At 59.2% G+C, this 14,862-nt stretch carries 4 protein-coding genes; all 4 read left to right on the plus strand.

Going from position 1 to position 14,862, the window contains the following annotated elements; genetic code table 11:
• Nucleotides 1–5: 5 nt before the first annotated feature.
• The 4 genes from BN2762_RS07480 to BN2762_RS07495 are packed head-to-tail and all read left to right on the plus strand — an operon-like array spanning nt 6 to nt 14,597.
• Nucleotides 6–4,742, plus strand: a complete 4,737-nt coding sequence (locus BN2762_RS07480; RefSeq protein ID WP_055106381.1) for a type I polyketide synthase — start codon at nt 6–8, stop codon at nt 4,740–4,742.
• Between the two features lie 12 nt (nt 4,743–4,754).
• Nucleotides 4,755–5,984, plus strand: a complete 1,230-nt coding sequence (locus BN2762_RS07485; protein WP_055106382.1) for a MupA/Atu3671 family FMN-dependent luciferase-like monooxygenase — start codon at nt 4,755–4,757, stop codon at nt 5,982–5,984.
• Entirely contained in the window at nt 5,981–10,678 is a 4,698-nt protein-coding gene (locus BN2762_RS07490; protein WP_055106383.1) for a non-ribosomal peptide synthetase, read from the plus strand. Before BN2762_RS07485 ends, BN2762_RS07490 begins: the two co-directional genes overlap by 4 nt.
• A gap of 34 nt (nt 10,679–10,712) precedes the next feature.
• Nucleotides 10,713–14,597, plus strand: a complete 3,885-nt coding sequence (locus BN2762_RS07495) for a non-ribosomal peptide synthetase (RefSeq protein WP_055106384.1) — start codon at nt 10,713–10,715, stop codon at nt 14,595–14,597.
• Nucleotides 14,598–14,862 lie beyond the last annotated feature (265 nt).

Below are 14,862 nucleotides of genomic sequence, written 5' to 3' on the forward strand. Positions count from 1 at the left end.
AGTTTATGGAAGCGATTTCAAAAAATGGTGAACTGCGGGGGATTGCGATTATCGGGATGGCGGGACGGTTTCCAGGAGCGGGCGATTTGGAGCAATTTTGGATCAATCTGCGAGATGGGCAGGAATCGATTACCTCCTTCAAGGAGCCGGAGAAGAACCGGGTCCATGCCGCAGGGATTCTGGAGGAAGCGGCCGACTTCGATGCCGCCTTCTTCGGGATGACGCCGCGGGAAGCGGAGATGACGGACCCGCAGCATCGGTTATTTCTGGAATGCGCCTACGAAGCCTTGGAGTCGGCGGGATATCCTCCGACGAGGTGCCCCGAGCGGGTTGGGGTGTACGCGGGCAGTGGGCAGTCGGATTATCTCCAGCATGTGCTGAGCCATGACGAGCTTGTGGAATCATTCGGACCGTTCCAGATCGGCATCAGCAATTACCCGGACTTTCTCGCTACCCGCGTTTCGTACAAGTTGAACCTGAGCGGTCCGAGCGTCGCTGTGCAAACGGCTTGCTCCAGCTCCTTGGTGGCTGTCCATATGGCGTGTCAGGCGCTGCTCACGTACGAATGCGATATGGCGATCGCGGGCGGCGTGTCAGTCAAAGCGGATCAAACGGCAGGCTTCGACTATCAGGAAGGGGGCATTCTGTCGCCGGACGGGCGCTGCCGCGCGTTCGACGCCAAGTCCCAAGGTACGGCGGTCGGGAACGGGGCCGGGGCCGTCTTGCTGAAGCGGCTGGATGAAGCCGTGTCGGACAGGGATACGATTCTGGCCGTGATTCGCGGTTCGGCGGTCAATAACGACGGGTCGCAGAAGGTCGGGTATACCGCCCCCAGCGTTACACGGCAAGCCGAGGTGGTCAAGGAAGCGCTGGCCGTCTCGGAGATCAACCCGGCGACGATGACGTATATCGAGACTCACGGTACGGGCACCGCGCTGGGCGATCCCGTCGAAGTGGCCGCCTTGACGGAGGCCTATCGTGATGCTATGGACCGGAAGCAGTACTGCGCCATCGGGTCGGTCAAAACGAACATCGGCCATCTCGACAGCGCCGCTGGAATTGCCGGACTGATCAAAACGGTGCTGTGCCTGCAAAATAAAATGCTGCCGCCGAGTCTGCACTATACGGAGCCGAATCCGAAAATCGATTTCGCGAACAGTCCTTTCTATGTGAACGACCGGCTCAGGGAATGGGACACGGACGGGCGTCCCCGCCGTGCCGGGGTAAGCTCTTTCGGCATGGGCGGCACGAATGCGCACGTCGTGCTGGAGGAAGCTCCTTTGGCGGAAGTACGGCATCCGGAGGCGGGGGCCGCGTTCGCCCATGGGGAGCTGGAGGTCGGGACCGAGACCGGGACTGATTGGAACGTCCTCGTCTTGTCTGCCAAAACGGCCACGGCCTTGCGCTGGAAGACGGAGCGGTTGATCGGCTATTTGGAAGCGAGCCGTGATATTCCCTTATCCGACGTGGCGTATACGCTTGCCGCAGGCAGAGAAACGTTCGCCCGGCGGCTTGTGGTGATCGGCCGCGATCATGGGTCGGTCGTGGACGGATTAAAAGCGAAGCTCGCGGACCTGCCGCCATCCGGCCGGGACGCTCAAGAGTCCGCAGACGGCGGCGAACCGCCGCTGGGTGTGACCTTTATGTTTACCGGACAAGGGGCGCAGCACATCGATATGGGCGCCGAGCTGTACGAATCCGCACCCGTGTATCGCGAACAGGTGGACCGGTGCGCCGAACGGCTGCAACCCCTTCTCGGCCTTGATCTGCGGAACGTGCTGTATCCGCCGCCATCCCAAGCGGAGGAAGCGGGATCCCGGCTTCGCCAAACCGCTCTGACACAGCCTGCGCTGTTCGTCCTCGAATATGCTTTGGCCAAGCAGTTGGAGGCTTGGGGCGTTCGTCCACAGGCGATGATCGGCCACAGCATTGGCGAGTATGTGGCCGCTTGCTTGGCGGGAGTCATGGCCGTAGACGATGCGCTGACCGCCGTTGCCGCGCGCGGAAGTCTGATGCAGGAGATGGAACGCGGGGCAATGTTAGCGATCGCGCTGTCCGAAGCGGAAGTGCGGGAGCTGCTGGTCGCTGCGTGCTCGGAGCTGTCCGTAGCCGCCGTGAACGGCCCGACGTCCTGCGTGGTATCGGGAACCTTCGAGGCGATCGAACAGCTTGAGCAGACGCTCGGCCACAAGAACGCCGTATCGAAGCGGCTTGCGACCTCGCACGCTTACCATTCAGCGATGATGGAGCCGATGCTCGAACGGTTCGCCGAGGTGATGCGGGGGATCGTTCTGTATGCACCGCAGCTTCCGTACGTCTCGAATGTGACGGGAACGTGGATTACGGCCGGGCAAGCGACGGACCCGATGTATTGGGTCCGGCATTTGCGGGACACCGTCCGCTTCGCAGATGGAATCCGCCTGCTGTCGGAATCGGGAAGAACGGCCTTTCTGGAGATCGGCCCGGGGCAGTCTTTGACCTCGCTGGTCCGGCAGCAAATCGCCCTGAACGCGATACCCGGGACGCTGGCCGTCAATGCGTTGCCCCCGGCGGCAGCGGGCACATCCGCATATGCCAGCGTCCTTCAGGCGCTGGGCGAGCTGTGGTCCGCAGGCGCGGACATCGATTTCGCCGCATGGCATGAGGGGAAAGCGCGTTGTCGAGTGCCTTTGCCGACGTATCCGTTCGAGCGCTACCGCTACTATTTGGAGAAGAAGGTTCGAGCCGTCCCCGCCGCTTCTGCCGATACGGCCGCAGCCGCAGGACAGGAGCGCCAGGCGGACATGGCCGACTGGTTCTACGCTCCGGTATGGAAACAAACGCCCCTGCCTCCGCAGCGACCAGCCTCTGGAGCCGCAGCGCCGCACAAGCGGACGTATCTGCTCTTCCACGACCGGTACGGATTGGCCAAGGCCTTGAGCGAGGGCTTGAAAAGCAAGGGGCACGATGTTGTCGCCGTGCTCGAAGGCGACGGATTCCGGCAAGTGGAGGAGGATGTCTTCACGGTCCATCCCGCAGAAGGCCGGTCCTATGAGGAACTGCTGCATGCTTTGGCAGCACAGCAATGCTTCCCGGATACCGTTGTTCACCTTTGGAACGTCATCGAACCAGAATCGGATGATGGAGATAACCTTATCCCCATTGCACAGCGTTACGCCCACTCCCAGCAGCTTGGGCTGTACAGCTTGATGCATTTGGCCCAAGCAATCGGCATGCAGGCGGCGGCGAAGCCGACGGAGCTGATCGCGCTGACCGGCAATCTGCAATGGATCGCCAACGAGCAGGTACGGAGCCCGGAGCGGGCGACCTTGCTCGGGGCGCTGCGGGTCATTCCGCAAGAGTACGCGCAGATTCGGGCGCGTGCCGTCGACGTGAGCTTGGCCGATCTCGCTTCGGCTTCCTCCGTACGCTTGATCCGGCAGTTGCTTCAGGAGATCGAGCATGGGGGAGAGGATTTTGTCGTGGCGTACCGGGGGATGCAGCGCTTCACGCAACTCTACGAAGCCGTCAAGCTGCCTGAAGCCGATCCTGCGGACGCCACCTTCCGCGACGGAGGCGTGTATCTGGTGACGGGAGCCACAAGCGAAATCGGCTTGCAACTGTGCGAGGAAATCGCACGGACGGCGAAGGTTTCTTTCGTGCTGATCGGGGAGGCGTCTTTTCCGGATGTCCGCGAGTCAGAGCATGACTTGCTGCATCACGGGGAGTCGGACGATACAGCCAATATCATCAAACGCATCCGTGCACTGGAGCAAAACGGAACGCCTCTGCTCTATGCCAGCGCCGATCTGACGGATGAAGCCGGGCTGCGGGACATTGTGCGGCAAGCGGAGCGGAGGTTCGGTGCGATTCACGGCGTACTGTTCGCCCAGGAGCCGTACGGCTCGGGCTTGATCCAGCTGGGCGACCGGGAGCGGTCCGAACGGATTATTGCACCTCAGGCGCTGGGGCTGCTCACCTTGGAATCGCTGCTCCGCTCCCATCCTCTGGAGCTCATGATCGTGTTCTCGCGTACGATCTCGTTCACCGGCGGCGTTGGACTGATGGATCAGTGCGCGTCCTATCATTTTGTCGATGCGTTCGCCAAGTGGCATGCGTCCGCTGGAGGACGAACCGTCGCCGTGAACTGGGGCATGTGGCAGGACGACGTCTGGGTACGTAAGCAGACGGAGCTCCCGGTGGACGTCAGGGAGCATATGCTCCAAATGCAGGCGACATTCGGAATTACCGGAGCGGAAGGGCTTGAGGCGATCCGGCGCATTGCGGCCAGCGGTTTGTCCCAAGCCGTCGTATCCACGCAAAGCATTCATGATGCGATGGGCAGCGGATGGCTGAATGCCTCAGGCCACGCTGCTTCGAACAGCCGAAATAGCCGGGCAGATGAGGTTTATCTGGATGGCGAACCGTTTCAAGAACCGCCACAAACCGAGGCGGAGCAAAAGATCGCGGCGATCTGGGAGACACTGTTCGGGATTCCGAGCATTGGCAGACAGCAGAACTTCTTTGATTTGGGCGGCAATTCGCTGCTCTCGATCCAGCTTGTTGCCCGGCTGCGGCAAGCGTTTCACGGCGACATCCCGATGGATGTTATTTTCCAATCGCCGACGATTGCCGAGCTGGCCGAGTCGATAGCGCAGACACAGGTCAAGCCGGAGGAGCTGGACGAAATCGAACGCTTGCTCAGCGAAATCGAAAATTTGCCGCAGGATGAGCTGATGCAGCTATTAAGCCGCGAAGGGTAAGGAGATGAGCAAATGAGCGACATTCACGAGCGATTGGCGGCGTTGTCGCCGGAGCAGCGGGCGCTGCTGGAGCGGCGTCTCAAGCAGCAGGGGATCGCGGCGCCGGATACGGCAAGGTCGAGGCCCGGACAGGCTGCGGCAGAAGCAGCTTTTGTCCCGAAGCACAGGCGCAGCGAGGCAGCCATGGATTTCAGTCTGTTTTTCTTCTCTGGCGATGGTTCGACCACGGACCGTCATAAATACGGGCTGCTGATGGAATGCGCGGCGTTTGCGGACCGGCACGGATTTAAGGCAATGTGGACGCCGGAGCGACATTTCGAGGATTTTGGCGGACTTTATCCGAATCCGTCGGTGCTCAGTGCGGCGCTGGCGGCGGTCACGGAGCGGATTGAGCTGCGGGCGGGAAGCGTAGTGCTCCCGCTGCACCACCCGGTCCGGTTCGTGGAGGAATGGTCGGTCGTGGACAACCTGTCGGACGGTCGCGTGTCGGTCGCTTTTGCCACCGGCTGGCATCCCGCCGATTTTATCCTCGCGCCGGTACAGGACCCGAATTATTATGTCCATCGCAAGGAAGAGCTGTTCAAGTCCGTCGAACAGGTTCGGGCACTATGGAGCGGGGAGGCGGTTCCTTTTACCGATGCCAGCGGAGCGGTCCACCGAATCAAGACGCTGCCCCGGCCGATCCAAAGCGAATTGAATCTGTGGATCGCCACGAACGGGAACGAGGAGACGTACCATCAGGCCGCCGGAATCGGAGCGGGCATCCTGACCGGCATCCTCGGGAACGGCTTTGCGGAGCTGGAGGGCAAGATCGAGCGGTACCGCGAAGCGCTAATCCGGTATGGCTACGATCCGCAGACAAAAAAGGTCGCGGTCATGCTCCATACCTGCCTCGGGGAGAACGACGAAACGGTCAGGGCCAAGGTGGAGCGGCCTCTGAAGGAATATCTCAAGACTTTTTTAAGCCAGCAAAGGCATATTCTCGCCGACTATGGCGACATGACTGGCGCGGACTTCGAGGCGATCGTATCCCGCGCCTTCGACAAGTATTACCGCGAAAGCTCCCTGCTCGGAACGCCGGACAAGTGCGCGAAGCTGGTGGAGACGCTCCGCGATATCGGCGTCGGGGAGATTGCCTGCCTGATCGATTTTGGCGTGGACCGGGAGACGGTAATGGAAAGCTTGGCATTATTATCTGATTTGCAGCGGAAATTCGCCTATGACAAGGAGCTGATCCCATGAAGAATCTGACCGATCGTATCCAATCGCTGACGCCGGAGCAGCGGGCGCTGTTCGAAAAACGGCTCAAGGAACAAAACTTGAATGCGCAGCAGCTAAGCCCGAATCCGGCTGCCGCAGCCATCCCCCGGCGGAACCATACGGGCCTAAGCCCGCTTTCCTTCGATCAGGAGCGGCTCTGGTTGTTTCAGCGGATGCACCCTGAATCGCACGCGTACAACGTGTACGGGGCCGCCCGTTTGAGAGGAAAGCTGCATCATGGGGCGCTAGAGTACGGCATTAACGAAATCGTCAAACGCCACGAGGCTTGGCGGACCGTATTCGGGCGCGTCGATCCCGTGCAGACCGTGCTGCCCGAGCTCCGCGTCAGCGTACCCGTGGTGGACCTGCAGGATATTCCTGAGGAAGAGCGGGAAGCCGTCGCTCAGCAACTCATGCGCGAAGAGGTCCAGCAATTGTTCGATCTGGAAAAAGGGCCGCTGATCCGCTTCAAGCTGTTTACGCTGTCGGATATGGAATCGATGCTCGTTTTGACCGTCCATCACATTGTCATCGACCGGCTCACCTTCTCGATCTTCTTCGAAGAGCTGATGGCGCATTACAAAGCAGCGCTTGCAGGCGTCCCGGCCGAGCTCCCGGAGCTGCCGATCCAGTACGCGGATTATGCCGAATGGCAGCGGAATTACTTACAGGGCGAGACCCGGGAGAAGCTGCTCGCCTTCTGGAAGGAGCAGCTGAAGGATTGTGAGTATATCCTTGACATCCATACGGACTTCCCCCGGCCGCCCGCGATAACTTACCGGGGGGCGCGTGTCTTCCTACGGTCGTCGAAGGAGACTTTGGACGGACTGAAGGCGATTGCCAAGCGGGAAAACGCTTCGGCCTTCATGATCGTGATGGCGGCGTTCAAGGCGCTGCTCTATCGGTATACCGGGCAAGCCGACATTTTGGTCGGGACACCGCTCGCCAATCGCAGCCGGATCGAGATGGAAAAAGTGATGGGGTACTTCCTGACTATGGGCACGCTGCGTTCTCGCGTGTCGGGAGAGACTATCTTTATTGACCTGCTGCGGCAGGTGCGCGATACCGCCAGAGAGGTTTACAAGCATCAGGAGCTTCCGATCGGGCTGCTGCTGGACGAGCTGCGGATTCCGATCGATCCGAGCCGCAACCCGCTGGTGCAGGCGGTATTCGTGTATGTGGACGTGCCCGAGGAGAAGTTCGCGCTCCCCGATCTGGAAGCGGATATTGAAATGATCGACGGGGAGACGGCCAAGTACGACATCACTATCGGCTTAACCGAAACGGAAGACGGGTTGGACGGCTTTCTCGAATATTCCCCGGATCTATTCCGCCGGGAGACGTTTGAGCGCATGAGCCGACATTGGGAAGCTCTGCTGCACAGCATCGTGCGCGATCCACAGCAATCCCTTCACGAGCTGGCGATGCTGTCGGACGAAGAGCGGCACCAGCTCATTGATGAATGGAACGAGACGGTACAGCCGTTCCCGGACGATTCGTGTATTCATCATCTGTTCGAGAGACAGGCCGAGCTTACGCCGGACGATCCGGCCGTTGTGTGCGGCGGCCAGTCCATGACGTACCGGGAGCTGAACCGGCGCGCCAATCAGGTCGCTCACGCTTTGCAGAAGCGGGGAGTCGGCAAGGAGACGGCCGTCGGCTTGATGATGGAGCGCTCGTTCGAAACGGTCGTCGGGCTGCTCGGCATTCTAAAGGCTGGGGGCGCGTACGTCGCCATCGATCCGGCTTATCCGGCTGAGCGGATTCGCACCATGATCGAGGATTCGGGAATCGAAGTCCTGCTGATTCAGCCTAAGCTGGCGCATGCGGAAGCGGAGTCAGGCTCGGCGGTGCGTCACAAGCTCGTGCTTGACGGCAGCGCATGGCAATCGATTTCGGAAGAAAATGCGGACAATCCGCGCATTAAAGTGGATGCAGGCGACCTGGCCTACGTAATGTATACGTCAGGATCGACAGGCAAGCCGAAGTCGGTAGCGATCGAACACCGCAGCGTCTGCAACGCGGTGGAAGCGGCGATCGGGCTGTTTGGCTTGTCAAGAGGCGACCGGATGCTGCAGTATGCGTCGCCGACGTTCGATGCGTCGGTATTGGAGATTTTCGCGACGCTCGCTTCGGGTGCGGCACTCTGCATCGTCAGCCCGGAAGCGACGGCGGGAGGCGAGGCACTGCACCGGTTTCTAGAGGAACAGCGGATTACGGCGATGGTGCTGACGCCGTCCGTCTTGTCCACGCTCACCCCGGAGCATCTGCCCGATTCACTGCGTACCGTGGGATCGGGCGGGGAAGCGTGCACGCTCGACATTCGCGCGTGGCTGTCGGATTCCAGACGTTTACTGAACATGTACGGCCCGACGGAAGCGACGATTTTCGCGACGGCTCACGAATTCGATACGGACAGTCTAACCGCTTGCATCGGGCTTCCTATTGCCAACACACAAATATATATTTTGGACGAGTGCTTGCAGCCCGTGCCGGTTGGCGTGCGTGGGGAAATATATATCAGTGGAGCGTGTCTGGCCCGGGGCTACCGCAACAATCCGGAGCTGACCGCCGAGCGGTTTGTCGATCATCCGTACCGGCCGGGCGAGGTCATGTACCGGACCGGGGATTACGGCTGCCGGCTGCCGGACGGAAGCATCGAGTACCTTGGGCGTCGAGACGATCAAGTGAAGCTGAACGGCGTCCGGATCGAAACGGGAGAGATCGAAGCCGCGTTGAACAGGCATCCGGCGATCAAAGAAGCCGCTGTTCTGGTCCGGCAGAGCGCATCCACCTCCGCATCTGGTAAAGCCCTCTGCGCTTATTACGTCGCGGATCGGGATTTGGATACTGCGGAGCTGCGGAAGCTGCTGTTTAATCAGCTGCCCACTTACATGATCCCGGCGTACTACGTGAGGCTGGACGCTTTTCCGCTGACGTCCAGCGGCAAGCTGGACCGCAAGCGGCTCCCGGAGCCCTCGGCGATCGGAGGCCTGGCAGCGGATTTCGTTCCCCCGGAAGGCGAGCTGGAGGAGCTGATGGCTTCCGTGTGGCAGGAGGTGCTGGGAGCAGAAACGGTTGGGCGCGAAGATAACTTTTTCCATTTGGGGGGCGATTCCATCAAGGCGATCCAAATTGCATCGAGATTGTACCGCAGAGGCTGGGACCTTGAGATGAATAACATATTTTTGACCCCGGTGCTGAAGGAGCTTTGCCTCGATCTCAAGCCGGCCGACGGGCAGGTGCAGATCCCGCAGGACGCCGTGGAAGGACCGATAGCGGAAACGCCAATCGTACAGTGGTTTTTTGACCGTGACTTCGCTTCTTCGGCCCATTGGAATTCGGCGGTGATGCTGCATTCGGAGACTGCTTTGGACGAAACCGCCCTGAAGCGGGCGCTGGAAAGTCTGGCCGAGCATCATGACGTGCTGCGATCCGTGGTGAGGGACGAAGGGGACCGCAAGCAGCTTTATAACCGGGGACCCGCGGAGCAGCCGATGATCGGTTTCGAGGTCGTGGCTCTGGACGGCGGCGATTCGATGGAATCGGCCGTTCTGGCGCATGCCAACCGGCTGCAAGAGAGCATCGATCTAGCGAACGGCCCTCTGATGAAGACTGCCTTGTTCCGGACGCCGCAGGGCGACCATCTGCTGCTCGTCGCTCACCACTTGGTGATGGATTGGGTGTCCTTGGGAATTATGCTGGAAGATCTAGAAGCGGCTTACGGGCAGGCGCTGAACCACGGGGCCATCGTCATGCCGCCCAAAACGCATTCATTCCAAGCTTGGGCGGAAGCTTTGCAACAATACGCCCGGAGCGGCGAAGTGCTGCGTGAAGCAGATTATTGGGCGGCCGTCGAGAGTACGCCGTGCGTGCCTGTGCCAAGGGATTTCGAGGCTACGGGTGACTGGACGAAGGACGAGGCTCAAGTGATGGTCACGCTGCCGCCGGAAGAAACGGAGCGGCTGCTGAAGCAAGTCCACCGCGCTTACAATACAGAAATCAATGATATTTTGCTGACCGCCTTGGGCCTGACCTTGAAGGAATGGATGAACACGAACCGGATCGTGATCCATCTGGAAGGGCACGGTCGGCAGAGCACCATAAAGAATATGAACATTACCCGCACGGTCGGCTGGTTTACGTCGCAGTTTCCGATCGTGCTGCCGATAGAGCACACGGAAGATTTGGGTTACCAGATCAAATCGGTCAAGGAGCATTTGCGGCAGCTGCCGAATCACGGGATCGGCTATGGCTTGTTGAAATATATTACGCCCCGGGAAAGCTTGCCAGGCATGTTGTTCACACAGCAGCCGGACATCTGCTTCAACTACCTCGGTCAGATCAATACTGATCTGCGCAATCGGTGGTTCGGTCCGTCACCGTGGCCAGTGGGCCGTACGATAAGCCCAGAAGCCGAGCGAAAGGCTTCGCTTTTCATCATTGGCTATGTGCAGGATCGGCGTCTTCACATCGTGATGGAATATAACCGCACGCATCACCGTCAAGACACGATTGCCGCTCTGCTGGACAAGCTCCAAAACCGCCTGGTGGATCTCATACGCCACTGCGGGGAGCAGACCGCTGCCGAAGCCACGCCCAGCGACTTGGGCTATAACCGGCTGACGCTGCAAGAGCTGGATCAGCTAAACAATCTGGTCGATATGATCGAGTAGCCTCTCCGGCTGCGTCGCTACAGGAGGAACTGCTATGAATCCAAAGGACAAAATCAAAAGAATCTACCCGCTGGCTCCTTCGCAAGAAGGGATGTATTATTTCTGGCTCTCGGATAAGGAGTCCCCGCTGTCTTTCGTACAGATCGAGGCGGTGCTGCGGGGAGAGCTCGACGTCTCCCTGCTAGAGCAAAGCATGGACGCCCTTGTGAAGCGCTACGATATCCTGAGAACGATATTCGTCCACGAAAATTTGCCGCGTCCGCTGCAGGTGGTGATGAAGGAACGGAAGTTCCGGCTGCACTTCGAAGACGTGTCGGAGCTGGCGAAAGAACCGCAGGAGTCCTATCTACGCCAATGGAAACAGGCCAACAAAGCGCAAGGCTTTGACCTCGCCAAAGAACTTCTCTTCCGAATGGCCGTATTTCGGACAAGTCCGCAAGAGTATCTCTGGATCTGGTGCAATCACCATATTATTTTGGACGGCTGGTCATTCGGCCGGTTGTTCCGGGAGCTGCTGGACAATTACCGCTTGCTGCGAGACAAGCGGGAGCCTGTGACCGTGGAAGCGTCCCCTTACAGTCATTATCTGGAGTGGCTGGAGAGACAAGATAAAGAAGCGGGGATCGCGTATTGGCAAAAGACGTTGGCCGGATTGGAGCGGTCTCGGGGCAGCCTCCCCATGACCGCTCAGGCCTTCGCTTCCGCTTCGGGCTCTGTAGGCAAGTCAGCCGTTAAGCCTGTGCTTATGAGCATCGATGCGGAGCTGGGTCCAGCCCGGCTGGACCGGTTGCAGCGTCTCGCCGGAATGTGTCAGGCCACGATCAATTCCGTGTTTCAGGCGGCATGGGCGATTGTGCTCCGGCAGTACGTGCAGAGCGACGATGTCGTGTTCGGCTCTGTCGTCTCGGGAAGGCCTGCCGAGGTGAAGGGGATTGAAGAGATGGTGGGGTTCTTTATCAATACGATCCCTGTCCGTATCCGGCTGCAGCCCGGGCAGCCCTTCGCCGACTACCTCAAGCAGGTGCAGCGGCAATCGCTGGAGTCGAAGGTGTACGACTTTGTCCCTCTTCAGGAGATGAATCGGGCGACCGATGTGAAGCATCGGCTTCTGGATCATCTGATGGTCTTCGAAAATTACCCCCTCGACCGGAGGTACGTGGACAATGTCGAGTCGAAGGACGGCTTAGGCTTCGAGTTCACGGATTTTTGCGTCGCAGAGGAGACACAGCAATTCAATGTCTACGTCTATCCGCAGGAAGCCGTCGTGAAGTTTAACTTCAACGCGTCGTTGTACGAGCCGTGGCTGATGGAGCAGCTCAAGGAGCAATTCATCGGCGTGCTGGATCAGATTATAGCGGACGAAAACATCCCCGTCGGCCGGATCAAAGTGCTGACGCCGGGGGATAAACGGAAGCTTTTGGAAGGATTCTTCCAGTCGGTCCGGTACGAGCAGGCGGATCGGACGCTTCATGCCTGCTTCGCGGATCAGGTCCGCAAGACGCCGGATCACCCGGCCTTGATTTGCGGCACTCACACGCTGACGTACCGCGAGCTGCATGAGCGTTCCAATCAACTGGCCCATGTGCTGCGGAGCAGAGGAGTACAGCCTGACGACCGCATCGGCCTGCGCGCGGAACGTTCCGTGGAAATGATCGCAGGCATGCTCGGCATCTTGAAGGCGGGCGCGGCCTTCGTCCCGATCCCGCCGGATTATCCGACCGACCGGCAAGCCTATATGATCGCCGACAGCGACATGAAGCTGCTGCTGACGACTTCGTTGCTGGGGGAGACTTCTTTTGCCGGGGAATGCATCGATCTCAGGGACCCGGAGATTGACCGCGCCGACCGGAAGGAGCTGCTGTCGCTTTCGGGCAACCGCCATTTGGCTTACGTTATCTACACCTCCGGGACGACCGGAAAGCCGAAAGGCGTCTTGATCGAGCATCAGGGAGCGGTCAATACGGTTCTGGCACGCCAAGCGGAATACCCGTTCGACGGAACGGCCCGGGTGCTTCAATTGTACTCGTATGCGTTCGACGCTTTTCTGTCCTGCTTGTTCACTCCACTGCTGTCGGGCTCGACGGTGGTGCTGGCCACGGACAAAGAAGCGCGGAATCCGTTGGCGCTCCGCGATCATATTCGCGACTCGCAGGTGACGCATCTCGACTGCGTGCCCAGTGTGTATACGGCGCTGGTCGAATGTCTCGGCGAGGAGGACACCCGTTCCTTGCGGGTGGTGACGCTTGGCGGGGAGCGGCTGCCCGCCAAGCTGGTGAAGCGGAGCAAGGAGCGCTTCCCCCATATCGAACTGGTGGACGAATACGGTCCGACGGAGAACAGCATCGTGACGACGCTGGAGCGGAACGTCATGCCGGACCGCCCTTTATCTATCGGCAAGCCGCTGCCCAACACCCGCGTCTATGTACTGAACGACGACCACGGCCTGGTCCCGGTTGGCGTGAAGGGCGAGCTGTGGATCGCAGGCAGGGGGCTGGCGAGAGGCTATTTGAATCTCCCTGAGCAGACGGCTGCGTCGTTCACGGCCGATCCGTTCTATCCCTGGGAGCGCATGTACCGTTCCGGAGACCTCGCCCGTTGGCTCCCGGATGGGCGGCTGGAGTATATGGGAAGAAAAGACGAGCAGGTCAAAATCCGGGGCTACCGCATCGAGCTCGGAGAGATCGAAAGCGCGCTTCGGAGCCATGAGCGGTTGAACGATGTGGCGGTGATGGCCTGGGATGGGGCGAGCGGCGATACCGTGCTGAGCGCCTATTACGTTTCTACGGCCCCAGTCTCTGTGGAAGAGCTTAAGGCGTTTGTCGCGGCGCGATTGCCGGCATTCATGGCGCCGTCTCATTATACGGAGCTCAGCGAGATGCCGCTGTCATCCAATGGCAAAATCGATCGCGGGGCGCTGCCGCAGCCCGACGTGACGGCTCGGGAATCGCCGGAGGTGCAGGCGCAGGCCGTTCCGAGCAATCCGTGGGAGCAACGGCTGGCGGTCGTGTGCGGGGAGATTTTGGAGAGGCCGGAGATTGGCGTCACGGACGATTTCTTCGAAGCGGGCGGCAGCTCGCTCCATGCGATGCTTCTCGTGTCGCGGGTGCAGCACGACTATCGGGTCAAGCTTCCGCTGCACATCATTTTGGAGTCGTCCACGATCCGGGGGATGGCCGCCTTTTTGATGGATAACAACAAGGCGGAGCCTCTGCCTATTGTACGGTTAAACAAAAAGGACCGGCGCAAAACGCTTTTCTGCTTCCCGCCGATGGGCGGTCTCGGGATCGCGTATTATGAGTTCGCTAAGCAGATGGACGACTGCACGATCTATGCGCTGGATTATATCGATCATCCCGACCGGATGGAGCGGTATGTGAAGCTGATCTCCTCTGCGCAGAGGGAGGGCGATTATACGTTCCTGGGGTACTCCGCCGGGGGGAATCTGGCGTTCGAGGTGACCAAAGCGATGGAGGCGGCCGGATACCGCGTGTCCGATATCATTATGCTGGACGCTTACCGGAAGACCGTGCCCGTGACCGTGACCGATGATACGTTGCAAGAGATGTGGGAGGAGTATATCGCCACCCCCGTGGTTCACGAGTTCTATAAAAATTTTCTCACCAACGAACAAGATCTGGAGCGCTTGAAACAATATTTGTGCTATATTTATTTGCTGGATAATATCGGAACGGTCCAAGCGGATCTGCATGTCGTTCATTCCTCGCAACCAGAAGACGATCTTCACCCTCCACCGAAGGATGAGGCCGATCAACAGTACCGGAATTGGCAAGGGGCCACTTTGGGCCGGGTGGCGTATTATCAGGGCGTCGGGGGGCACGAACGGATGCTGGAGCCCGAGCATATGCAAGCAAATGTGAAGATTATTAAGGGGATTTTGGGGTCGGCGGTTGTACGGTAAGGCGGGCAGGCTTGAAGGGTAAATAGAACACAAAAATCCCCCTATAGTTTATAGGGGGATAAATATTCTTCTATAGCACCTTCCTCCACCGCTTTAACAGTTCTATCGGCCCTCCTTGACACGCAAATTTTTCGCCGTTACTTATGGTACGACTCACCGTATCATCTATAGAGCAAGTCCCCCTGCAATTGTTGAAGGAAAACTATAATGATAAACTGGATTTACTAATGCTGGTTTATTTTTCTGGAAAAGTGGGATGACGATA

Origin of the sequence: Paenibacillus ihumii, assembly GCF_001403875.1 — a bacterium.
Lineage (GTDB): Bacteria > Bacillota > Bacilli > Paenibacillales > Paenibacillaceae > Fontibacillus > Fontibacillus ihumii.

What these genes read in the sequence shown, in the direction of transcription:
- BN2762_RS07480 (WP_055106381.1), top strand. Translation starts at nt 6, where the DNA reads ATGGAAGCGATTTCAAAAAATGGTGAACTGCGGGGGATTGCGATTATC.
- BN2762_RS07485 (WP_055106382.1), top strand. Translation starts at nt 4,755, where the DNA reads ATGAGCGACATTCACGAGCGATTGGCGGCGTTGTCGCCGGAGCAGCGG.
- BN2762_RS07490 (WP_055106383.1), top strand. Translation starts at nt 5,981, where the DNA reads ATGAAGAATCTGACCGATCGTATCCAATCGCTGACGCCGGAGCAGCGG.
- BN2762_RS07495 (WP_055106384.1), top strand. Translation starts at nt 10,713, where the DNA reads ATGAATCCAAAGGACAAAATCAAAAGAATCTACCCGCTGGCTCCTTCG.